Raw genomic sequence first — 23,221 nt, 5'->3', positions numbered from 1 at the left:
TTTAGTTCCTCTCGGATGACATCGATCGCAAGGCGCGCTTCAGAATCTCCGACACAGATCCTCCCTCAGCCGCAGCGGACGTGGCAGTCTTTTCGGCCTGTTTTTCCGGAAAACCTAGTTCGACGAGGGCTTGAGTAACCGTACCCACAACGCCACTGTCTGCGTCGGCCTCCGAATTTCCGCCCACTCCCGATTGCGGTTCGTTAGCCGAATCTCCAGAATCGAATACAGCCGCCTTCGACTTTAAATCGACGATGATCCTCTCTGCTGTTCTTTTACCTATGCCCTTGACATTTCTTAGTTCAGCGTCATCCTCGTTGGTAATTATTCGAGCAAATTCGTCGGGCTTAAAAATGGAGCAAATCGCCATTGCGGATGTGGGCCCTACCCCCGACACCTTACGGAGCATCGCAAACATCTGACGGGCCTCATCGGATTCAAAAGCGTAAAGGTCAATCCCATCGTCGCGAACATTCATCGTGACAAGGATTCGAGCGTCCTCCCCTTTGCGCAGTGTCCCCAGCAATGAGGGCGCCGCAGTTGCTCGGTAGCCGACGCCCGAACATTCAATCACGACATAATTAAGACCGACATGAAGAACCTCGCCATGCAATGAATCGATCACAGGGACCCCTTTTCTCTACTCACGATCGTCACATCACGACATCGGCCGCAACTGTGACGTCACTTATGCCGTGAAGCGCTCCAACCCGGATTCTGCCCGCCGGATAGCCCCAACATGGGAGCGCGCCAGCAATGGCAAATAGCAAGCGCCAGAGCATCGGCCGCATCGGCGGGACGTGGTGGTTCAGCCAAGCCCAAGACCCGCGTAACCATCGCGGTGACTTGCTTTTTATCTGCACGTCCGTTCCCCGACACAGCTTTTTTCACTTCACTGGGCGTGTACATATAAACCGGAATATCTCTCCGCGCTGCACAAACAATAATCACACCCACCGCATGGGCGGTATGCATGACAGTAGAGACTACACCACGTTCAAATACACGTTCGATTGCCAGCATATCCGGATGATACTCATCCATCCACTCATCAATCTTCACGGAAATGTCGAGAAGACGGGTGGAGAGATCGTCGGATGCGTCTGTTCGAATAACCCCCACCGCAACAGGTAGGACGGAGCGCCCCCGCCCAGCTTGAACCGTAGATATTCCGCACCGGGTTAACCCGGGGTCAACCCCCATGACGCGGGTCCCCTCTAAGGAGCGCGATCCACCCTTAGACGTGGTATTCACGGGCACTGGATCGCTACTCCTATCTGCACAATCGCCAACCGCCTATTCGACACACGCTGAGGGCTTTCAACTAGTTGTCGAGTTCAGCCAGAACCTCGTCGGAAAGATCCATATTGGTGTAGACGTTCTGGACATCATCCGACTCTTCCAGTGCATCGATCAGATGGAAGATCTTCCGAGCTCCAGACGCGTCAAGTTGAACTTTAACGTCTGCTCGGTAGTCCGGCTCTGCAGAATCGTACTCCAGCCCGGCTTCCTTCAATGCGTCGCGAACGGCAGAGAGATCCCCGGCTGCGGACACGACCTCGAAGCTTTGGCCGAGGTCATTAACTTCTTCAGCACCGGCATCCAGGACGGCCATCAGGATGTCATCCTCAGTATTGCCTTCCTTCGGCAACTGAACGACGCCCTTACGGTTGAACATATAGGCCACGGAACCAGCATCCGCCATGTTTCCGCCGTTCTTGTTCATCGCGGTACGCACATCCGTCGCAGCACGGTTACGGTTATCGGTCAAGCACTCGATAAGGATCGCTACCCCGCCGTTGCCATAACCTTCATAGGTGACGGTCTCCCAGTCTGCGCCACCGGCTTCCTCGCCAGAACCGCGCTTGCGGGCTCGCTCGATATTGTCATTGGGAACCGACGCCTTTTTGGCCTTTTTAATCATGTCATCCAGGGTCGGATTCGCTGAGGGGTCACCGCCGCCGGTGCGAGCAGCTACCTCAATGTTCTTAATCAGCTTGGCAAATTCTTTACCACGCTTGGCATCGTTCGCAGCTTTCTTATGCTTCGTCGTTGCCCATTTAGAGTGCCCACTCATATTTTTGTACTCCCTCAGTTGCTAACACACATGCAAGCCCCACGAAGGGGATAATCGCAACCAGTCTAATACCCGGTCCCGACATCCCCTGGCATGGCACTGCCACCAATACGTCTTTTGTTGGGTTACGCCATCGATTCCTCGACCATCGACACAAAATAGTCGTGGACACGGTCGTCGTCGGTCACTTCAGGATGGAACGACGTAGCAAGTACGTTTCCCCTACCGTGACCGGAGCGAACTGCAACAATAGCGCCCTTATCGTCGTCGGCAGGTACACGAGCAAGAACCTCGGTGTCGTCGCCGACTGATTCGACCCACGGTGCGCGAATAAAAACGGCGTGAACAGGTTGACTAATCCCTTTAAAATCGAGATCCGTTTCAAAGGAGTCGACCTGACGACCAAATGCGTTCCGTCGAACCGTGATGTCGAGCGCGGATAGGCAGTGAGCGTCCGGGCGTGTCCCCTTAACCCCACTGGCCAGCAAAATCATACCGGCGCACGTGCCGAATGTCGGCGTCCCGTTGTGAATCTTTGCCGTCAGGAGTCCGAGCAATCCGCCCAGCTCGAGAAGCTTCGACATCGTCGTCGACTCTCCTCCAGGAAGAATTAACCCATCAACCCCGTCGAGATGAGCAGGACGACGTACCAGCCGCGACCGAACCCCGAGGCGCTCTAGAGTGCGCTGGTGTTCGATAACGCCACCCTGTACAGCGAGAACCCCGATAAGTGGGGTTCTCTCTTCGTTGCTACTATCCACTCGTTTACCAACCACGCTCTGCTAAACGGTGCGGCTTCGGGATCTCGTCGACGTTGATGCCCACCATCGCTTCACCCAAGCCACGCGAAACATTGGCGATCGTCTCGGGATCATCGTAGTTCTGCGTTGCCTGGACGATGGCGCGCGCACGATGCTCCGGGTCACCAGACTTAAAGATGCCAGAACCAACGAACACACCCTCAGCGCCTAATTGCATCATCATCGCTGCGTCGGCTGGAGTGGCAATACCGCCGGCCGTGAACAGCACAACCGGGAGAGATGCACGCTCGGCTACCTCACGCACCAACTCGTAGGGAGCTTGGAGTTCTTTGGCAGCAACATAGAGCTCATCAGGCGCCATCGACTTCAACTTATTAATAGAAGCCCGGATGGTCCGCATGTGGGTCACGGCGTTGGATACGTCGCCAGTTCCCGCTTCACCCTTGGAACGAATCATGGCAGCGCCCTCATTGATCCGTCGAAGTGCTTCGCCGAGATTGGTCGCTCCACAGACAAAGGGCACCGTGAAGTCGAATTTATCGATGTGGTTGGAATAATCCGCCGGTGTCAGCACCTCAGATTCGTCGATAAAGTCAACGCCCAGCGACTGCAAAACCTGCGCCTCAACGAAGTGACCGATGCGAGCCTTCGCCATAACCGGGATGGACACAGCGTTAATAATGCCTTCGATCATGTCGGGGTCCGACATGCGAGACACCCCACCCTCAGCACGAATATCAGCGGGGACGCGCTCCAACGCCATCACGGCTGTTGCGCCGGCATCCTCAGCGATCTTGGCCTGCTCAGGGGTGACGACGTCCATAATGACGCCGCCTTTTAACATCTCCGCCAGGCCGCGCTTTACTCGTGCAGTCCCGTGGGTTGTCTCATTCGAGGAGGAGTGGGCAGCCCCGCGTGGATTGTCCGTAGCATGCCGTCCGTTTTGATTTGCATTATTGCTCATATTGTCGTTCTTCTCCTTAAAACTGGACTGGCCTGTCTAGAATACGCTGAAGCCTACAGTGTACTTACTCGCCTCTGGAGCCGGAAAACACACCGACCAATTCTTGAGGCTACATAGTGATTTACGACGCCGGAATGTCGGATTCAATACCTGCCACCTCAAAATACTCTGGTGGCGACGCATGACCGCCGAGATGGAAAAACCTCACGAGCGGGCGTAGTCGCAATGTCCGGGTGTCCGAGACGGCATCATTATAAAAGCGCATTGCGAGTTCTACTCGTGTGTGGGCGTCGGCTAGTGTTCTCGCACCATTAACCGTCACCGAGTCGTCATCGAGATCGTGAATGCGCATGGCAAACCGGTTCTCAGCCAGTGCTCGATCCGTCGTGCACGAAGTGTCGAAAGAGATACGTTCCGTTGCTTCGGCCTCATCCGCAAGTTCTGGCCACAATGCTGACACCACCGCAGCCCGACGACCCAAGGCAGCATCCAGGCTTAACGCTGCTTCATCCGTCCGAATGTTCAATCGATGCAAGCGGGTGGCGATGAACGAAGCCCACATACCCGCTAAGAGAACGGCCATCAGACCAACGATGACGATGGCGACCCATACCGGTATCACGACGAAAAGTTCCTTTCCCCCTGAGGACCCAGCACAGTTTCATATACCCTCTCGACTTCTATCGTAACGTGGCTCCAATCAAACCGTTGGGACCGCTCAAAGCCCTTATGCGCGAGTTCGTGCCGCTTGTCTTTGTCCGAAAACAACTCGGTGACAGCAGCCACCAAAGCATCCGTATCCCCAGGAGGAAATAGCCAACCAGCGTCGCCGTCATCGCACACAGCACGAAATGCCGGAATATCACTGGCGACGACCGCCGCACCGGCAGCCATCGCTTCGACGAGGACGATTCCAAAGCTCTCCCCGCCGAGATGAGGTGCCACATAGACGTCCGATGCGTTAAAGGCACGAGCCTTGTCGCTATTAGACAACCGGCCAAGGATCGTGATCGAGTCTCGGACATGGGCTACGCGCCGCGACAGAGCCTTGGCATCACCAGTCCCCACGACAACGACTTCGATACCTGGAATTGCTCGTGAGATCCGTGGCATCGCTTCGATCAGCACATCGAGCCCTTTACGTGGTTCATCAAAGCGCCCCAAGAAGATAATTCGCGGGCGGTCTGGATCGAAGCGAGAGATCGCATCATCGGCTCCTGCCCATGGGTCCGCCGATGAGAAAAACTTCGTATCGACGCCGTTGGGGATGAGAATGGGATCTCCTCCCAGCTGTTCCACTTGCCACCGACGGGCCATCTCCGAGACCGCGATCCCTGCACGAACGCGCTCGAGCATCGGCGTGAGAACCGGAATAAACGTTTCCAACACACGAGACCGATCAGCCGATGCATGATACGTCGCCACGACGGGAATCTTCGCCATTTTCAGCGCAATCATGGACACGCTGGGGGCGTTAGGCTCATGTATGTGGACAAGGTCGAATTCGTGATTGTTCAACCACCTACGGACAGCATGAAATGCCGACGCTGTGAAACTCAGGCGGGCGACCGATCCGTTATACGGGATAGGAATTGAGCGCCCCGCCCGGACGACGAAGTCCGGGACATGAGTTTTTAGCGACGCTGGGGCCAGCAGGCTTACGGTGTGACCGCGCCGGATTAACTGTTCCGATAGCTCAATTGCGTGAGCTTGAACACCGCCAGGGTCGTCCATGGAATACGGACACACCATCCCGATTCGCACTCGGCCTCCACACTCTCAGTCTTCATTCCAGATGCGTTGGAGCATATGCCAATCTTCAGGATGCTCCGAAATATTTTTCTCAAAAACGTTTGCTAGGTCTTGAACAACCTCGGGCATTGGTTTATCTGTATCCAGTGGCTCACCGACACTATGGCCCCAGCCGTCGGGGGTAAACCAGCAGTGAACGCCGTGTAAGGCCGCCCCCGTTTCTTGAGCAAGCCGTACCGCCCCAACCGGCATGGTTGTTCTAGAACCGAAAAAGTCAACGCTGACACCGTGATGCGAAAGATCACGTTCGCCCAACAAGGCAACAACTCCACCGGACTCTAAAGTCGCGCGGAGACCATCCATCGGCTTTTGTGAACCACCGGTGAGCGGGAACACGGTAAAACCGAGTCCTTTGCGATAGTCCACGAATGCATCGAACAATTTCTCCGGCTTGAGCCGCTCTGCCACAGTAGAAAACGTACCGTAGCGCTGGGCAAGCCACAGCCCAGCCATATCCCAATTCCCACTGTGTGGCAGAGCGAGAATCACTCCCCGCCCCTGGCGATATGACTTATCAAACAAGTCCACGCCCTGAATACCTGACTCGATTGTGTCCACTAGTGAGTCCAGTGACGATGAGTGAATGATGGACGGCAAACGGAAAGCTTCCATCCAATATCGGGCATATGATCTCATCGCGTTCCGCACCACGACATCAAGCTCTCGCTCATCCGTGAGACCGGTCACCTTGGCAAGGTTCAACCGTAACCTCGCCGGTTGTTTCCCCCTGTGAGAAGCAATATCGGCACCGAGCATGAATAATTTCCGCGCGACCGGGGCGGGAATTCGGGTGATTCCTTTCCAGGCCCACACATACGACTCCGCGATAAGATCCTCTTTGGATAAGCCGAAGGGTCGTGTCACGTGTCGTCCTTACTTCGTCGGGAATTCTTTGGCCCCATGGGGCGCGGCGATTTTATCGTTCGCGTGCGGAGATTTGCTGGCCATGACCATGCGCTGGATCACCGTGAAAATGGAACCTATCGCAAGAATCCAGAGCGCAATACTTAACACATGCGGCACCCCCAAGCCTTCAAGGCCTAAGCCGACCAAACCGATGATCAGCCGTTCAGGGCGCTCCACCAATCCCCCGACGATGTCGAGACCGCCCGCCTCTGCCCGAGCTTTGACATAAGAAATGACCTGGCTGGTGACCAACACAATCAACGCCGCGATCAGTTGGTGACGTTCTCCCTGCTGAGCGGAGACGATCCACCAGACGATAGCAGCGAAAACAGCACCGTCGGTAATCCGGTCGCAGCTAGCATCCAGCGTCGCTCCGAACGTCGTTCCCCCGCCACGTAAACGAGCCATGGTGCCGTCGACCATATCTACAGCTGTTAAAAGCCCGATAATTATTGCGGCGGCAAAGAGATGACCAGTGGGGATCAGGATTAACGCTGCTACGCACGCGCCGAGAGTGCCGACGACGGTCACTGTGTTAGGGGAAATTCCCGCCTTAACCAGTGATCGCGCAATCGGTTCGATGACAACTGTAGCCGGTTTTCGGCCATGAACGCCAAGCATTATTCTCCCTTATTCCGACTCGGAAGTGTCCAATGATGCCCAGGCTTCCGCAAGCAACGACCGTGTCTCACGGAGAAGCTGTGGCAGGACCTTCACGCCACCAATGACGGTCATGAAGTTAGCATCGCCAGCCCATCGCGGAACTATGTGAACGTGAAGATGCTCCTCGATAGAGCCGCCCGATGCTTTCCCCAGGTTCATTCCCACATTAACGGCATTGGGATGCGACACAGCTTTTAACGAACGGATAGCTTTTTTCGTGAACGCCATCAGTTCAGCCGTCTCATCGGGGTTCAGGTCCTCAAGGTTCTTCACCCGACGATAAGGAACAACCATCATGTGCCCCGAGTTATAGGGGAACAGGTTGAGCAAGCAGTACACGGTCTCACCGCGCGCGATGATCAGCCCTTCTTCGTCCGAGCCTTGCGGAATGTCTTCGAACGGGTCACTGCTGTTCCGATTGTCGTCGGCAATATACGACATCCGGTAGGGTGCCCACAGCCGGGTCAATCGGTCAGCGTCACCAGCACCTGAGTCAACAAAAGTATCGTTATCCGCGGACACGAGCCTCAATCAACTCCTTTGTCGGCTGCTCGTTGTTATGCTCTTCAATCCAGGTTGAGATCACATCAACAGCCTTCTCGACGGGAACGCCGTTCACTTGGGAACCATCGAGGAATCGGAAACTCACCGCACCTGCTTCCGCATCGCGACCGCCAGCGAGAAGCATGAACGGGGCTTTATGAGTCGTATGGTTGCGAATCTTCTTTTGCATCCGATCATCCGAGGTATCGACCTCGGCGCGGACACCCCGAGCACGCAGCTTATCCACGACCTCACCCAAGTACGGCGAAAACTCATCGGCGACCGGAATTCCGACGACCTGATGTGGAGCCAGCCATGCTGGGAAGGCTCCCGCATAGTGCTCCAGGAGAACCCCGAAGAAGCGTTCAATCGAACCAAAGAGGGCGCGGTGGATCATAATGGGGCGCTGCTTAGAGCCGTCGGGGGCCGTGTACTCCAATTCGAAACGCTCAGGCAGGTTAAAGTCCAACTGAACGGTCGACATCTGCCACGTACGCCCGATCGCGTCACGAGCCTGAACCGAAATCTTCGGACCGTAGAAAGCAGCTCCGCCCGGATCAGGAACAAGGTCGAGGCCGGATTTATCTGCTACGCGTCGGAGAATCTCCGTTGAGCGCTCCCAGATCTCATCAGAACCAACGAACTTGTTCGGATCTTTCGTTGACAGCTCAAGATAGAAATCATCGAGCCCGTAATCCTTCAGCAGCGAAATGATGAAATCAAGAACCGTGCTGAGTTCATTTTCAAGCTGATCCGCGGTGCAGTAGATATGGGCATCGTCCTGCGTGAATCCACGGGCTCGAGTGAGGCCATGAATGACGCCTGATTTTTCATACCGATACACCGTGCCGAATTCGAACAAGCGCAAAGGCAACTCGCGGTACGACCGGCCCTTAGATGCGAAGATCAGGTTGTGCATCGGGCAGTTCATCGGCTTGGCGTAGTAATCCTGAGCCGGCTTTGTGATGTTTCCCTCTGCATCCCGTTCCTCATCCAACTTCATCGGAGGGAACATGCCATCCTTGTAAAAATCAAGGTGGCCCGATTTTTGGAACAAATCTCCCTTGGTCAGATGCGGAGTGTAAACAAAGGAATATCCAGCTTCGATGTGACGCCGCCGCGAGTGCTGCTCCATTTCATTGCGGACGATACCGCCGTCAGGATGGAAGACAGGGAAACCTGAGCCGATTTCATCCGGGAAGCTGAAAAGATTCAGTTCAGCGCCGAGACGGCGGTGGTCACGGCGTTCTGCCTCCTCCATCCGCTGCTGATACTCTTGCAGCGCTTCTTTCGACTCGAAAGCCGTCCCGTAGATCCTTTGCATACCGTCGTTGTTTTGATCACCACGCCAGTACGCAGCAGAACTCCGCTGAAGGGCGAAAGCGGCGATGTATTTCGTCGTCGGCACGTGAGGACCACGACACAGGTCGAACCACTCGACCTCGCCGGTCCGAGGATTGACATTGTTATAAGCAGTTAACTCGCCAGCGGTGTCAAGGTCTGCGTCCTCATCGAGAACGGTGCCCTTTGACTTATCGTCGATAAGCTCCAACTTGTATGGCTCATCTTTCAACGCTTCGCGGGCGTCATCAAGAGACTTCCACACAACGCGCTCGAACCGCTGTCCCGATTTAATGATCTTCTTCATCCGCTTTTCAATGCGTTTGAGATCGTCGGGAGTGAACGCGTGGTCGGTGCCAAAATCGTAGTAGAAGCCGTCCGCTATAGCGGGGCCGATTCCAAGTTTGGTACCTGGGAATTCCGCCTGAACTGCCTGCGCCATCACATGGGTACAACTGTGTCGAATGACGGCTCGTCCTTCATCGCTTGCTGCGATAACCGTGGTGACTTCAGTGTCCTCAGTAGGGGCGAATGATAGATCGCGGATGGTTCCATCATTAGTCTTCACGCAAACCACTGCCTCGGGCCCCTTGGTGGGAAGGCCCAGTGGCTTCATCGCTGCCCCTGCTGGTGTACCAGCAGGGACCTGAAACGATACTGATGAGGCGCTTTTTTCCGATGACGACAGTGCAGACACTGATTGCACTCCTTAGTGGTGACATGGCTATCACATACCTGGTAACAGCCGGGGACGGATCAAAACTCTACCGCATGACCGGAGAGCACGCGTAGCACCGTCGGGGAACCGGACGAACACAGTCATTGTGGCGACCATTCGTCGTCACGAATGGAACGGGTCACGCCAAGAGATCATCCGCCCAATAATTGTCTTCACCTGCGGTGCCGTGAGGAACGGCGTAGACAGCAGAACCGATGTGGGTTATCCACTCATTGAGACGATCTGACTGATCTAACCGTTTTTGAATCGGTGTGAATTGAGTGTCTGGATTCTGCTGGAAGCAGGTAAAAATCAATCCAGCGTCAGAAATCGGCGAGTGCGGCCCAGACACCGGAAGGCTGTAGTTGAAGGCACGACGCAATATCTGCTCATGAGTATTGTTCCCCTCATAGTGGGCTCGCGCAATATGCGATTCCGGATCAATGATCGGAAGACCTGTGCTATCGACTTTGTCGAAATCGGGGTCGTCGAACTCTTTCTCCCCTGTAAGAGGAGCCCCGGATTTCAGTTTTCGCCCGAAGACTACTTCTCGTGATGAGCGATCCAAAATGTCCCAGCTATCGAGATTGAGGGAAATACGACGGACGACCATCGCCGTTCCCCCTCGTACCCAGGCAGGCCCATCACTTATCCATACGATATCGGACAGTTCCTTATCGGAACGCGGGTTAACGGTGCCGTCGAGAACACCGAACAAGTTACGCGGAGTGGAACCTTTCGCTTGGGCTCCCGCCGCATAAAGAAAGCCCTGTTGTTCCCAGACAGGCTCGGTGTACCGTTGCCCGGCCCGAAGAATGAACCGTCGTGCATGAGCCAATGTGGTGGGGTCATCTGAACAGATCTGCAATGCTATATCCGTTTGTCCCCATGCATCGTCGAGACGGTCCCGATCAAAAGCAGGAATGTCATGAAGCCACGACGGGATCTTGTCCTGCATCTGTAGCTTGTCGAGCAGAGGACGGCCGAACCCAATAGTGACAGTGAGGTTGGCGGGCCGAGAGACCATCTCCGGTTCAAGTTCAGCCAGCGGCGGTTGACCTTGGGTCAGCTTTCGGGACGTAGACGTCCATACCTCCATGAGGCGCTGCATGGCCTTCTTATCGATGCTCTCAATGCAATTAATCCCCACGACGTTGACATACGCCTGCGACGGAGTATCGATACCCGCCTGATGCGGTCCATCAAATGGGACAGTCTGATCAGCAATTCCCGTGAGACCTGCTGCGTTGCTGACCGCGTCCGCAGCATTTTTCTCCCGCTGATCTAAAGCTTCCGACGATGACGTCGTGGCGTTATCGTCTTCGTGACCGCAAGCAGCTAATCCTGATGCCCCCAGCGCAACCCCCGCCCCTAGGCCACCGGTGAGGAAAGAACGGCGTCGTAGCAGATGGCGAAAAACGTTGCGTCGGGTGCTGTCTGCACCTCGGTCGTTTCTTTCGTCCGGTGTATTGCTTCGTTCACCATCGCTTGAGCGCTCATCGTCGTTAGAGCGTTGTACACGAGCGTTTGCGTCATCTGCGGAATTATGAGGCAAAGAGTTCATCTTCTTCGTCGAAATGATGTTGTCTCGAAATGATGTTGTGTGGGGTAAAATTCCTGCTGACGTGGAGTTTTCCCTGATCGCTGGACGACACCACACGGCGTGGGACGCCGACCGTAACCGTAGGGGCGGATAAGGCCAGCGCTCAAACGTCGGCATCAGCAGAAATCAGTAACCAGATGATGCCTCGAATATCGCGACATCAACCGGCTGATGTAGCTGATCTAGTGGGAATGCCCGTGCATGGAGTGGTCTGCTTGGCCACCTGGCTGAGCCGAATCACTCATACCTGGCATGTCTGACATACCTGACATGTCAGAGCTGTCGTCGCCGCCGTAGTTTTCCTCACCCGAAGGCTGTTCACGGACAGGAATAGACACTTTCTCCGTGGAACCGTCTTTGAACTTCAACTGCACATTAACTTTGTCCCCGGCAGCTAATTCATCATGATTGTCCATAATCATGATGTGCTCCCCACCGGGTTTCATCTCCAAAGTCCCATTTGCGGGGAGCTTAAACCCTTCTTTTTGCTCGACCATTTTTCCGTCGACAACGGTGTGCAGTTCGAAATTACCTTTGACATCGGACGACGACACCGACTCGAGGACTTTCTCTTTATCGGTGTTGTTCTTCAGAGTTCCGAAAATCGCGGTCATCGCTTTATCCGGGGTCTTCGACTTCACATAGCCCTGATCCAATGAAACATCGCCGGAAGCTTTTTCTGTGCTGCTCGCGGACGACGACGTTGTTGTCGTTGCGGCCGATTGTGAGCCGTCTTTATCCGAATCTTCGTCGGCAGAACACGCAGCGAGCCCCAGTGACAGGGCCAGAACTGAAGCTCCGGCGACACGAACAGCCAGCCGAGATGTTGACCGTGATGTACTCATTTTCTATAACTCCTCATTTTCGTTTGTGGAACAGAACCCGCCCCACAATGTGATATTCGGATTCTCGGAGACGTCCTCCGAGGACCTACTGCATGGTGTTCTATCGTGAGTCTCGATCGTCAGAGCTTGAGTCACGAAGACGTCGTAACGCAACCACGAGAGCACCGATAATGACGATGATAACGGCGATAGATAGCCACAGGGCTTTCGATCCAAATGGCGACGACGACGTCGAGGATGATGAGTCTGTGTCTTGGGAGGTTCCGTCGTTAGCATTCGCGGAGGGGACAGAAGAACCGCCGGATTCATCTGTATTCCCCTCCGACTCCCCCGCCGACGCGGACTGCGCTGCAGATTCTCCCTCGTCAGAATCCCCAGAATATGTGAAGGAAATTGACCCACGTGTCGAATGTCCATCAGAACTGGTGATCTGGAACCCCACGACGTATGTGCCCGGCGAGGCATCGACATCCTCAAGAACTGTGAATGAAATAACATTTCCCGAGATAGTGGGTGTTCCTTTGGCAATGACCTTCCCCGACGACTTATTCGACACCGCTATGGTGTTGAAATTATCTCTCGGGTTGCCTGACATTGTCAGCTGAATGTCGTGAGGAAACTCCGATACTGTCGAACCATCCTCGGGCGACGACGACACCACGCTGTCATGAGCCCAGGCCTGCGGAGAAAATGCTACCACCCCCACCACGATAAGGATGAGGGATACGATAAGGCCACCCGCACTTCGGAACCGTACAGTTCGACTGTCGCTCATCTCAGCCCTCCCAGAGCTGCGTAAAACCAACTACTTCTCTCCATCGTGGCACACAAAATCTCTTAATCTCTACACGCCACGCTGCCACTTGGTGCTCAGGTACGAAACCACCACGGATGTGGCGATATATAACGCTTCCAAGCTGCCCGGTGCCCACTCGCAAACCGCGTAGACACTAGTCGTCGAAACGTGTCAGGAAGTTCCCCGCTATCCGCGCCACTTCACCCCCACTACGTTTGCGCCGGCCACCAGCGGCAGGACCCAGATATGCGAAAACCCGGACACCGCGTGGTGCCCGGGCTGTCTGTGGTCTCAGCTGGGATCGAACCAGCGACCTTTCCGGTGTGAACGGAACGCTCTTCCACTGAGCCATGAGACCGACAAGCCAAAAATTTAGCACGATAGGGAGTCACGAACAAAAATCACGTTGACGTGCTCCCACAATCCTGTGTACCAAACGCGGTGAGGCTCTGTAGAGGCACATTGGCTCGATACGGTCGGTCCGCGTAGTGTTACGCCAGCAACCCCCCGAAATGATCATGCTAGAGCCTGTTTTCCTGGGGATTTGTGCATTAGCTATCGCTACGGCTAGTCTTTCTTTCGCGTGTTACGGGCTTCCGAGCCCAACGCAACACGTCATGCGGATGTAGCGCAGTTGGTAGCGCATAACCTTGCCAAGGTTAGGGTCGCGGGTTCGAGTCCCGTCATCCGCTCAACTGAAATTGACATTTCAGTTATCTAGGTTGACTTTTCGACGATGGATCTATCGAAGTTTCATGGTCTGGTCGACGACATGCGCGATTAGCTCAGCGGGAGAGCGCTTCCCTGACACGGAAGAGGTCACTGGTTCGATCCCAGTATCGCGCACCACTTATCGCAGCGGATTGAGAAAATTTCTTTCATACTTCTGCTGCACGATGAGTCTCGCGGATGTAGCGCAGTTGGTAGCGCATAACCTTGCCAAGGTTAGGGTCGCGGGTTCGAGTCCCGTCATCCGCTCCATGCACCAAGGTGTAAAAGGGCAGATCACTGCCCTTTTGCGCTATCGTGCATCATGATGCGTGAGTGAAATCCTTTCCGCATCATCGTCGTATGGTGGAATGGCCGAGTGGTGAGGCAACGGTCTGCAAAACCGTGTACACGGGTTCGATTCCCGTTTCCACCTCAATCTCAACATATTTATTTCAACGGGGATTTTCCACAGAACTCAGGGCGCACTTCCGCCTACTGTGGAGCCATGGCACCATCACCCACAGTTACGATTTTTCCGCTCGAAAACGATCCTGATATCGACAGCGCATTAGAGCGCTTCCTCCCCTTCCCTGCGCCACAGACACTGAACATTCGAGCAATCATGGTATCGACCATTGATGGCGCTTCCGTAGCATCAAGTGGCACATCAGGAGAGCTCGGCGGCCCGATCGACTCCGCCATGTTCGCCCTGCACCGACGTCAAACCGAAGCCGTCATAGCCGGTCTGTCCACGGCCCTCGCCGAAAGCTATGGCCCCATCGAGTTCACCGCGCATGAAGTCCAGACCCGAGCCGACCATGTGCTACCACCAACCGCAGACTTGGTCCTCACTACCCATCAGTTGGATGACAAAAAGCTCTCAGACCTCCTTTCTTCTCCCCTCACCACCACTGACGACACCAATGACGATCAGTCGGAACCGGTAGACGGAGACGAAAATTCTGGGAACCATTCGTCCGAGGAAACCCAGCACGGGGGCTCAGTTCTCATCCTCACCGATCGAAGTGCGTCAGAAGCATCGACTTTTAGCAAAAACCGGACAATGCTGCGGAACCACGGCATAAACGTCGACGTCCTCGACAAACTCGACGGCACACATATCCGTCAATGGTTAAGCGACCGCTACAGCGTCGTCGATTGTGAAGGCGGGCCTCGCTTTCTGGGATCACTCATATCATCACGCGCCGTAGATGAAGTGATCTTGACAATTCATCCCGGTGTACAGGCCGGCAATGCACCGCGAATTGCCTACGGAACCTCCGACGGAACTGACGAAGATGCCAAAACGATCACCGGCACCCCCACAGATGGTGAACTCCTCGCAATAGGGTATGACCAGGATGGAGCTGTGTTCCTTAGGTACGGTCTACGCAACGAGCACACCTAGACTACACGGACGGTGGTGCAATTAGCCCCTCCATCGGAAAGGGCGAACCAAAGCTTTTATACGGCCCCGTGAAATAACGAACCATAATGCGATGTTGAAATGAGTTAAAACAGTAACCTCTGTTAACAATCTCTTACGAAGCCGGAAGGAAACAATGCCTGACAAAGATGAACAACACGAGGACTTTCGTCGCCTTACCGATGATGAATGGCGAGCCCGACTCACCAACGCCGAATACCGGGTCCTTAGAGAATCGGGAACCGAAGCTCCTTTCACGGGTGAATACACCGATACCGAAACTGAAGGGGTCTACCGGTGCCGAGCCTGCGGTTCTGAGCTCTTCCGATCCCGCGAGAAGTTCCACAGTCACTGTGGTTGGCCATCATTCTTCTCCCCGCTCGCCGGAGACCGAATCATTGAAGTCGCTGATAATAGCCACGGGATGCACCGAGTTGAGGTGAAATGCGCGCAATGCCGTAGCCACCTGGGGCACGTCTTCGAAGGCGAGGGCTATGACACTCCTACGGATTTACGCTATTGCATTAACAGCATCAGCCTCACGCTAGAACCGGCAACCAAGGATTAGCAGCCAAAAATCAAGCGAGGACGTACCGTTTCCCCCTAGCAGTACGCCCCATGCCTTCGTAACGACAGCTTGTTGACGAAACGACTATGGCAAGAGATCGGTGATCTCAGCGATATCGTCAACTCGTCGTCCGGTGAAGAACGGAATCTCTTCACGGACGTGGAGCCGCGCCTCTGTGTAGCGCATGTGGTGCATGAGATCAACGATGCGGTCCAACTTCGGCCCTTCGAAGGCCAGAATCCATTCGTAGTCACCCAAAGCGAAAGCCGGGACGGTGTTCGCACGGACGTCGGGGTAATCACGTCCCATCTTTCCGTGGTCAGCCAGGATCCGACGACGATCCGCAGGATCCATCACGTACCAGTCATACGAACGGACGAACGGATAAACGGCAATCCACCGCTTCGGTTCTTCTTCCGCGATGAAGGACGGCACATGGGACTTGTTAAACTCGGACGGGCGGTGAAGCGCTGCCTGCGACCAGACCCCGGTACATGCACGTCCCAACGTCGTCGTACGCAGGAAGCGATTGTAAGCTTCCTGCAGATCTTCCATCTTTTCAGCGTGCCACCAAATCATGATGTCAGCTTCCGCACGAATACCGGAAACGTTGTAGATCCCTCGTATGGTGAGATCTTCGTGCTCATAGGAAGCAATAAAGTCACGCATTTCCTGGGCCACTGTGTCCCGGTCTTCACCCAATTTACCGGGGGCAACCTTGAAGACCGACCACATCGCGTACCGAACAGTCGCATTCAGCTTCTTATAATTCAGACGATGCTTGTGCTCAGGGTCAGCAGAGCTATCACTATTTTCTTGACGAACGTCGTCCTGTTTTTCAGTCATGGTCAACCTCTTCTTTTCTTCGTAAACTACCGGAACTTCGCGATGTGACGACGAAGCTCGATGCACACGACATATGTGGAACTTTGTTCTTGACTCCACGCGAAGGGAGGAGCCTTCTGATCACTGTCACATAACCGTATCCATCACCTTCTTCGCCGCCTCACGCGCTTGCGCGATACACGCTGGAACGCCGACGCCGTGCCAGATGGCACCTGCAGCTTCTAGCCCCTCGACTTGACTGATGTCCTTAAGCGCCACATTAATGAGTTCATCGTGGCCCATGCCGTAACGCGGCAAACCACCCCACCACTTTTGAAGCACCGTCTCTTTGGGGTGCAGACGTTGGCCCGTAATGGTTTCGAAATCGTCGATAGCGTATTTCACCAGCGTGTCTTCGTCTTCTCTGACGAGTGAATCGTCGCCCCAATGGCCGAATGAAGCCCTGATGAAAGCACCAACGTGATCGTCAACATGGGACCACTTCCGCGATGAGAAAGTAAAGGCTTTAGCATGAAGCCCCGCGTCAGGTGACACGAGAATACCCGTTTTCTCCGGGATAGCCTCGTCAGTCGGTAGCCGCAAACCAAGAACAACACTCGATGCTAGATCCATCGACCCCAGAATGTCTGCTGCCACGGGGGCAACCTTAGCGAGCTGCTGGCCCGCGACATCCGCCGGGGTAGCGACGACAACAGTGTCAAAGTCTTCAGTCTCTGTCGACGAAGAGCCACTCACGACGCGGAACCGACGGGAACTTCCTGCCTCCGCGGGTAATACCGCAGCGACAGGACTATCCACACGAATAGTGGCCGACGACTGCTCAACCAGCGCATCGATCAGATCGCGATACCCCCCGACGAACGACGCAAACACCGGCGGCTTTTTCGCCGACGCACTCGGCGACTCATCATCTGCCGCGCCTCCAGCCACCCGGGCCTCACGTGCTTCATCGCGTTGCTGTAGAACAGCACCTGCAGCTCGCGTTAATGTCACCGGCTCGCCGTGGTTCGAAAGGTCATCCATGGCTGCAGCTAATTCCGGGATCGTCGCGCGTAGACCAAGATCTTCGGCACGGGACGAATACACCCCACCCAGCAATGGGGAAACCACGTGATCCACGACCTGCTGCCCCATCCGCTCGGCGACCAACGCGCCGAGTAAGGTATCTTCGCCTTCCACCCACGGTATGGGGTATGCCTCCCCCTCGGCATCAATCCGTGCGCAGGTCTCGGAATCAACGAGGTCTTTTACAGAGGAACTATCAGCGGGAATTCCCATCACGGTTCGCGACGGAACTGAGTGTAAGGTGCCGTCGCCAATCCATAACCCGGATTTGAGGTCGGACGGATAACGGAGTCGGTCTTTCAGCCCCAAGGATGTAAAGAACCGAGTGGCATCGGCACGGAAAGCGAGGTACGCCTCTGCCCCCACATCAACACTGCCGGTAGCTAGATCAACGGTCTTAAGTTTCCCACCTACCGCGTCGGAGGCTTCAAAAACAACGACGTCGGCATTGGGGTCGCGACGGCTGATTTCATACGCCGCGACAAGTCCCGACAGTCCTCCACCAATAACCGCAACACGCGTCTTTACCACGAATGCACCTTTTCTACGATGTGAGAAATAATGTCCGGGTCAGTGTCTGCGAGAACACCATGCCCCAAGTTCACAATATGACCTGAAATCTTCCCTTCGGAGATAAGCTGATCCGTGGTGGTCAACAGCCGATCGATTTCCTTATCAACCGCTTCTTCACCTGCAAAAAGTAAGGCTGGGTCAATATTCCCTTGAAGCGCCAACCCACCAGGACCTGTGTCCCCGTTTTTGTCCGCTAAAGCTACGTTAATGCGCTGTGCCGCAGTAGCCATGTCCACCCGCCAGTCAACCCCCACGACATCGGGGCCCGTTTGCGCCATAGGACCGAGCAGCTCCCCCGTCGTCACGCCAAAATGAATGCGCGGAATAGGCCGACGGCCACCTTGTGAGGACCTCTCGGACACGAACCTAAAGATTTCGGCCGAGTACGGGGCAACCAGATCGGTATAGTCCCGTGCGTGCAAGTACCCCGCCCAAGAATCGAATAGCTGCATGGCATCAATTCCCGCGTCGATCTGTACTCCGAGGAAAACCTTGATGTAGTCCGTCAACACACGCATGAGGGCGTGCCATGAGTCAGGATCAGCATGCATCATGGCTTTCGTGTGTTGGTGGGTTTTCGATGGTCCGCCCTCAACCAAATAGGACGCAATGGTAAAAGGAGCACCGGCGAATCCGATTAAAGCCTGATCATCGCGGAGTTCCCCAATGATTTCTTGGACCGCTTCGCCGATGACCGAAATGGAATCCGGATCCAGCTCAGGGAGCGAGTCAATGTCCGCCCGTGACCGAATGGGACGATCGACGACGGGGCCACGACCAGCAACAATCTCCACCCCGATTCCTGCAGCCTTCAACGGCACAACGATGTCTGAAAAGAAGATCGCAGCGTCGACATTATGTCTGCGCACAGGTTGCAGAGTGATCTCAGCAGCGGCATCAGGAGTAAAGCATGCCTCCAGCATCCCGATGTTCTCCCGGAGCTTCCGATATTCCGGAAGTGAGCGGCCGGCCTGCCGCATAAACCAGACAGGCCGATGATGCGGGCTGGCTCCATTCGCGGCGTCGAGTAACGATGACTGCGACAACGTGCGGCGCGACGACGCTATATCTGGAGAATCGCCGGAATTCGTACTCATTCCATGCATATGGTTCATAGTGCCAGGTCTCGATCCGAATCGAGCACTCGCGACAATCGCCCCTACCGGGTGTACCCCACCGTCGCTAAAATTCCACTGGCACAGGCGATTTTGCGGTCCCCCCGTCGTTAAGTATTTTTTGCGACGCGGTAAGCCTGCCAGTGCGCAACGTTCAACCGATTACACATCAGCATCCCGCGCGTTTCAGCCCACATCACCGTTCCACCAAGCTAAACCGAGCTAGCACCCGACGGGAAACAACGCACAGGACTCATCGCTAGCTGGGACTTTGACATCAAACCCCCGGCGCGCCTCCTGAGCAAATACAGCAGAAAACTGTACCGTGCCCAAGTGTGAGCATTGATCAGCCATCGCACGACGACAATTCTGCTTCCCACCGGTTAAACGCTGCTACTCCTCGTAAGGAGACGTCAGCATCCATGAATCATGATGGATCCACCGACGAACCCCAGGTTTTCCATGACGCGGTGGCTTCCATGCATACGGCTTCATTGCGTAGGGAAATATCCATGGGGTCAATTCGCCCACCCCAGCGTTTAGCTCCATATAGCTACGCCGTGGGGTTAGAAGTAGATCACGAACAGTCGCGCACTATTCCGCGGGACACGGACGGCGATGCTTTTGGGCGGCTGATTCTCCTTCACGATCCTCGGAGCGACGGGAACTGGTCCCACGCTCTTCGCCTTGTCGCATATATCCAGGCAGACATGGATCCGGAGGTCGCGTCGGATCCGCTGTTGCCTGATGTCGCGTGGCAATGGCTTTCTGAGGGCCTAACCAGTGAGGGGGCACATTATTCGCAGCTCGGGGGCACGGTGACCTCCACGTCGTCGGCCCGGTATGGGAATATTGGGGGCCCGGGGAAGGCGTATCAGATTGAGCTGCGTGCGTCGTGGACAGCGGATGATACTGATCTTGCTTCCCACGTCGAGGCGTTCGCTCACGTTCTCGCGTCGGTAGCGGGACTTCCTCCTGAAGGAGTCGCTCAGCTTGGACAGTAGGATGCTGCGTTATGGCTTGTCCGGAGACAATGATCTTCCCGACGACGGTGACGAGGCTCTACTAGGCGATTGGTACATCTCCCCAGCACCCAAGCCCTCTCCTACTTTCCCTTTATCGCCACAATCTGCTTCTGTACCGTTATCGACACCATCGGGCGGAACTCCGTCGTTAATCTCCACCGAGGATGAGCTGAAGAATGCTGCCCGTGTGTTGGCAAATGGCCACGGCCCGCTCGCCGTCGATACTGAACGAGCGTCGGCTTACCGTTATGGCGATCGCGCCTTTCTTCTCCAACTGAAACGTGCTGGTAGCGGACTATTTCTTGTCGACGCTGAAGCCTGCCGCTCCGATATGGGGCTCCTCGCACCCGTCGTCAACCGGCTAACGTGGATTATCCATTCTGCACGGACCGACTTACCTGCCCTTCTTGATATGGGGCTTGCTCCTCATCGTCTGCTTGACACCGAACTGGGCTGCCGCATAGCTGGGCTGAAGAAGGTCAACTTGGGCGACATGGTGGATGGTTTAGTCGGTTACCGCTTGGCCAAAGAGCATGGGCATGAGAATTGGTCCCGACGACCCCTTCCCAACGAATGGCTCGATTACGCGGCTCTGGACGTCGAATGCCTCCTTGAGCTTTCCACCGCAGTGGCTGGGTTGCTTTCGGAATTAGATCGTTTCGCGTGGTGGACCGAAGAGTGTGAATATATTCGCACATCTACCTTGGCTGATGCCCCCTCAGTGGAACCTTCACTGAGGGTGAAGGGACTCAATAATCTGTCTACCCCTGCTCAACGTGAGCTTGCCTTTACGTTGTCGCGCGAACGGGACCGGCGGGCGCGGGCGGTAGATCGCTCTCCTCATCGGGTGTTATCGAATTCTGACCTCATAGCGATTGCTCGGAAGAATCCTCGGACGATTCAAGAAATGATGGATGCGGCACACTTCCGATCAATGCGAAACGCGCGCTCATGGTGGAGCGCGATTCAAGGGAAGCATAACAAGACCACAGCATCCCCATCAGGAATCGCGCGCTCTCATTGTGCAATCGACGACGACTGGGGCCCGTCACGACACCGGGGACATCACTCACATACTCACTATGCGGGAGGACGGCGATTCCCCAATTCTGAACGCGGGCAGAAAGCTGAAGAACTGTATTCCCTGTGTTCCGAGGCCATCAATGTGGTGTCTGAACAAACCTGTATCCCCCATGAAGTGATCATCACCCCACAGATAGTGAGGCTCATGGCGTGGCATTTTTCGTCGGAACCACAGGTCCATGCGACGGATATCGACATGTTCTTCGCCCGACATGGCGTCCGACGGTGGCAACGACGGATTGTGTCCCCCGTGTGTGCCAACGCTCTTGGAGACCATAACCATTAGAGGTCGCAGAATAGGCCTCGCACAGTTTATTAATCCCGCACAATCCGCGCCTTCATTTCCTCCACTTCCACCAGCGCCAGGCCCGGGGTGATTGCGGATCTATGACTTCTTGGTAAAAGCGGTAATGATCTCCATGTGATGGGTACCGGGGAACGCGTCAATGACCCTCATGGAGGAAATCTCATAACCGTGGTCTAACCAGGCCGCATAGTCACGAGCACCTGTCGCCGGATCGCAGGCGATGTGTACCACAGCTTGGGGGTGCGCCGCCGCTATCTGACCAATCACCTTCGTGCTTGCACCTTTTCGCGGAGGATCAAGAACAACGAGATCCACTCCCCCCTTGTTATTTCGCCGGAGCGACGACCATGCGCGATCAACCCTGGAGGTCAGAAACCTGATCGACGACGGACTGAATGAGGGCTCAGCCAGGGTGTTCAAGCTACGTCGACCCCACGTGCGAGCATTTTTATCAATCTCCACGGAATCAACAGGACCACGCGTTTTTTCGGCCAAAATGTCGGCGAACAGCCCGATCCCACCGTATAAGTCCCATGCAGCCCCACCATGAACCTCGGGGAGGAGCTCACGAACAAGCTCGCGGTAGCGTGTCGGAGCACCACTATGGGCTTGCCAAAAAGCAGTGGGTGGAAGGACGAAGGTTCGGCCCCCCGCGGAATGGGCAGTTCCCTCCGCAGCGCCATCGTTCTCAGCCGGGTTATTACTTGGTCCCGACGGAGTTGAGGTGGCATTATCGGATATCCGTTCAACGCAGTAGTTTCCGCCCTCAATTACCGTGCTGTGCCCCCGTCGTCCACGACGCGATCTACGTGAACGCGCCGTACCGGAACGATGTTTCGACGACGCACCACCATCGACTTCCACAATGTGGCGGATGCCATTGGAATCGAGCGCGAGTATTACTTCAGCGCCCGGACTAAAATGCATGGCATCCAGGCCATCCATCAAACCAGGCACGGCTTGGGAACACACCGCATTCGTCACAATGCGATGCCCGGACTTGACCCGGAGACCAGCGCGTCCTTCGTCGTCGACGGCCAGCCGCATTCTCGTACGCCACCCGCGATAGGGAGACAACGTCTCAAACGTCGGTTCGACGTCAAAATGCCCAATCCGACGCATTTGATCTGCCGTGATGCTGGCTTTCACTTCAGCCGACTTATCGGGCGCAACCTCTAGAAAGTCACAGCAACCTGCGCCTTCCTCGGCGGCTGGGCACGATATCGCTCCATCACCCCGTAGAGGCGAGCGGTGACCAATTTTTCGGGCTTCACCCCTCCACAGGGTTGCTGAACTGTGCTCGGCATCAATATCGACGGCGACATCACGGTCGCCAGCTACAGCACCGTCGACGAAAACAACGTGATTGTCAACGCGACCAATCCCCTGCCCACCGTAAGCAAAATCGGTGATATCCATCGTGACATGGGATGGAACACCGTCGTGTGGGTGATTCTCAGTGTGCGTCACTCG

General features: G+C 55.4%; 22 protein-coding genes and 5 tRNA genes. 8 read left to right on the top strand and 19 right to left on the bottom strand.

The annotated features are described in order from the left end of the window. Nucleotide 1 precedes the first annotated feature (1 nt). From ruvA to ACWORE_RS02955, 15 genes are all read right to left on the bottom strand, one after another. The gene (ruvA, locus tag ACWORE_RS03025; protein WP_455302489.1) at nt 2–625 is read right to left on the bottom strand and encodes a Holliday junction branch migration protein RuvA; all 624 of its coding nucleotides are present in this window, start codon (nt 623–625) and stop codon (nt 2–4) included. Between the two features lie 59 nt (nt 626–684). Next, nucleotides 685–1,203, bottom strand: coding sequence for a crossover junction endodeoxyribonuclease RuvC (gene ruvC, locus ACWORE_RS03020; protein ID WP_296136626.1), 519 nt, complete (start codon nt 1,201–1,203; stop codon nt 685–687). 121 nt (nt 1,204–1,324) lie between these two features. Next, nucleotides 1,325–2,077, bottom strand: a complete 753-nt coding sequence (locus ACWORE_RS03015; RefSeq protein ID WP_046202252.1) for a YebC/PmpR family DNA-binding transcriptional regulator — start codon at nt 2,075–2,077, stop codon at nt 1,325–1,327. Between the two features lie 125 nt (nt 2,078–2,202). Further along, entirely contained in the window at nt 2,203–2,838 is a 636-nt protein-coding gene (pdxT, locus tag ACWORE_RS03010; RefSeq protein WP_406604613.1) for a pyridoxal 5'-phosphate synthase glutaminase subunit PdxT, read from the bottom strand. Nucleotides 2,839–2,842: 4 nt separating this feature from the next. Further along, nucleotides 2,843–3,802, bottom strand: coding sequence for a pyridoxal 5'-phosphate synthase lyase subunit PdxS (gene pdxS / locus ACWORE_RS03005; RefSeq protein ID WP_455302486.1), 960 nt, complete (start codon nt 3,800–3,802; stop codon nt 2,843–2,845). Nucleotides 3,803–3,923: 121 nt separating this feature from the next. Further along, a complete protein-coding gene (locus tag ACWORE_RS03000) occupies nt 3,924–4,424 on the bottom strand; it encodes an NUDIX hydrolase (protein ID WP_406604614.1) in 501 nt (166 codons plus the stop codon). Continuing rightward, nucleotides 4,421–5,566 (bottom strand): glycosyltransferase family 4 protein, encoded by a 1,146-nt coding sequence (locus ACWORE_RS02995; protein WP_455302484.1) that lies wholly within the window; start codon nt 5,564–5,566, stop codon nt 4,421–4,423. Before ACWORE_RS02995 ends, ACWORE_RS03000 begins: the two co-directional genes overlap by 4 nt. 15 nt (nt 5,567–5,581) lie before the next feature. Further along, the gene (locus tag ACWORE_RS02990; protein WP_296135695.1) at nt 5,582–6,478 is read right to left on the bottom strand and encodes a phosphatidylinositol mannoside acyltransferase; all 897 of its coding nucleotides are present in this window, start codon (nt 6,476–6,478) and stop codon (nt 5,582–5,584) included. A 9-nt stretch (nt 6,479–6,487) separates the two neighbouring features. Continuing rightward, nucleotides 6,488–7,141, bottom strand: a complete 654-nt coding sequence (pgsA, locus tag ACWORE_RS02985; RefSeq protein WP_455302482.1) for a phosphatidylinositol phosphate synthase — start codon at nt 7,139–7,141, stop codon at nt 6,488–6,490. A 9-nt stretch (nt 7,142–7,150) separates the two neighbouring features. Beyond that, nucleotides 7,151–7,624, bottom strand: a complete 474-nt coding sequence (locus ACWORE_RS02980; RefSeq protein WP_455302618.1) for an HIT family protein — start codon at nt 7,622–7,624, stop codon at nt 7,151–7,153. A 67-nt stretch (nt 7,625–7,691) separates the two neighbouring features. Beyond that, nucleotides 7,692–9,683 carry a threonine--tRNA ligase gene (gene thrS / locus ACWORE_RS02975; protein WP_455302617.1) on the bottom strand — a complete coding sequence of 664 codons (1,992 nt, stop codon included), beginning with the start codon at nt 9,681–9,683 and terminating at the stop codon, nt 7,692–7,694. A 241-nt stretch (nt 9,684–9,924) separates the two neighbouring features. Continuing rightward, the gene (locus ACWORE_RS02970; RefSeq protein ID WP_406606074.1) at nt 9,925–11,193 is read right to left on the bottom strand and encodes a Dyp-type peroxidase; all 1,269 of its coding nucleotides are present in this window, start codon (nt 11,191–11,193) and stop codon (nt 9,925–9,927) included. Between the two features lie 377 nt (nt 11,194–11,570). Next, nucleotides 11,571–12,233: a copper chaperone PCu(A)C gene (locus tag ACWORE_RS02965; protein ID WP_455302480.1), complete on the bottom strand. Its 663-nt coding sequence runs from the start codon at nt 12,231–12,233 to the stop codon at nt 11,571–11,573. A gap of 100 nt (nt 12,234–12,333) precedes the next feature. Then, a complete protein-coding gene (locus ACWORE_RS02960; RefSeq protein WP_406604618.1) occupies nt 12,334–13,008 on the bottom strand; it encodes a copper resistance CopC family protein in 675 nt (224 codons plus the stop codon). A 307-nt stretch (nt 13,009–13,315) separates the two neighbouring features. Then, nucleotides 13,316–13,387 (bottom strand) — tRNA-Val (locus ACWORE_RS02955). Nucleotides 13,388–13,648: 261 nt separating this feature from the next. On the opposite strand from ACWORE_RS02955, the gene ACWORE_RS02950 reads away from it, so the two are divergent. From ACWORE_RS02950 to msrB, 6 genes are all read left to right on the top strand, one after another. After that, a tRNA-Gly gene (locus tag ACWORE_RS02950) sits at nt 13,649–13,721 on the top strand. A gap of 82 nt (nt 13,722–13,803) precedes the next feature. Continuing rightward, a tRNA-Val gene (locus ACWORE_RS02945) sits at nt 13,804–13,878 on the top strand. 56 nt (nt 13,879–13,934) lie between these two features. Further along, nucleotides 13,935–14,010: transfer RNA gene (locus ACWORE_RS02940), tRNA-Gly, on the top strand. 92 nt (nt 14,011–14,102) lie between these two features. Beyond that, a tRNA-Cys gene (locus ACWORE_RS02935) sits at nt 14,103–14,173 on the top strand. Nucleotides 14,174–14,245: 72 nt separating this feature from the next. Beyond that, nucleotides 14,246–15,148 (top strand): dihydrofolate reductase family protein, encoded by a 903-nt coding sequence (locus tag ACWORE_RS02930; RefSeq protein WP_455302478.1) that lies wholly within the window; start codon nt 14,246–14,248, stop codon nt 15,146–15,148. A gap of 154 nt (nt 15,149–15,302) precedes the next feature. Then, entirely contained in the window at nt 15,303–15,734 is a 432-nt protein-coding gene (gene msrB / locus ACWORE_RS02925) for a peptide-methionine (R)-S-oxide reductase MsrB (protein ID WP_296135707.1), read from the top strand. Nucleotides 15,735–15,818: 84 nt separating this feature from the next. On the opposite strand, the gene hemQ is transcribed toward msrB, so the two are convergent. From hemQ to hemE, 3 genes are all read right to left on the bottom strand, one after another. Further along, nucleotides 15,819–16,580 (bottom strand): hydrogen peroxide-dependent heme synthase, encoded by a 762-nt coding sequence (gene hemQ / locus ACWORE_RS02920; protein ID WP_455302476.1) that lies wholly within the window; start codon nt 16,578–16,580, stop codon nt 15,819–15,821. Nucleotides 16,581–16,706: 126 nt separating this feature from the next. Further along, entirely contained in the window at nt 16,707–18,176 is a 1,470-nt protein-coding gene (gene hemG / locus ACWORE_RS02915; RefSeq protein WP_455302475.1) for a protoporphyrinogen oxidase, read from the bottom strand. After that, nucleotides 18,170–19,324 carry a uroporphyrinogen decarboxylase gene (gene hemE, locus ACWORE_RS02910; RefSeq protein ID WP_455302474.1) on the bottom strand — a complete coding sequence of 385 codons (1,155 nt, stop codon included), beginning with the start codon at nt 19,322–19,324 and terminating at the stop codon, nt 18,170–18,172. The genes hemG and hemE overlap by 7 nt, the downstream gene beginning before the upstream one ends. A 431-nt stretch (nt 19,325–19,755) precedes the next feature. Here hemE and ACWORE_RS02905 point away from each other — a divergent pair, with 431 nt between their 5' ends. Beyond that, the gene (locus ACWORE_RS02905; RefSeq protein ID WP_448234435.1) at nt 19,756–20,337 is read left to right on the top strand and encodes a DUF3000 domain-containing protein; all 582 of its coding nucleotides are present in this window, start codon (nt 19,756–19,758) and stop codon (nt 20,335–20,337) included. Continuing rightward, nucleotides 20,327–21,727 (top strand): HRDC domain-containing protein, encoded by a 1,401-nt coding sequence (locus ACWORE_RS02900; protein WP_455302473.1) that lies wholly within the window; start codon nt 20,327–20,329, stop codon nt 21,725–21,727. The genes ACWORE_RS02905 and ACWORE_RS02900 overlap by 11 nt, the downstream gene beginning before the upstream one ends. 99 nt (nt 21,728–21,826) lie before the next feature. On the opposite strand, the gene ACWORE_RS02895 is transcribed toward ACWORE_RS02900, so the two are convergent. Then, nucleotides 21,827–23,218: a class I SAM-dependent RNA methyltransferase gene (locus tag ACWORE_RS02895; RefSeq protein WP_296135717.1), complete on the bottom strand. Its 1,392-nt coding sequence runs from the start codon at nt 23,216–23,218 to the stop codon at nt 21,827–21,829. Between the last annotated feature and the right edge of the window lie 3 nt (nt 23,219–23,221).

This window comes from Corynebacterium sp. c7Ub_26, from assembly GCF_053760365.1.
This window is presented reverse-complemented; position numbering and strand designations above follow the sequence as displayed.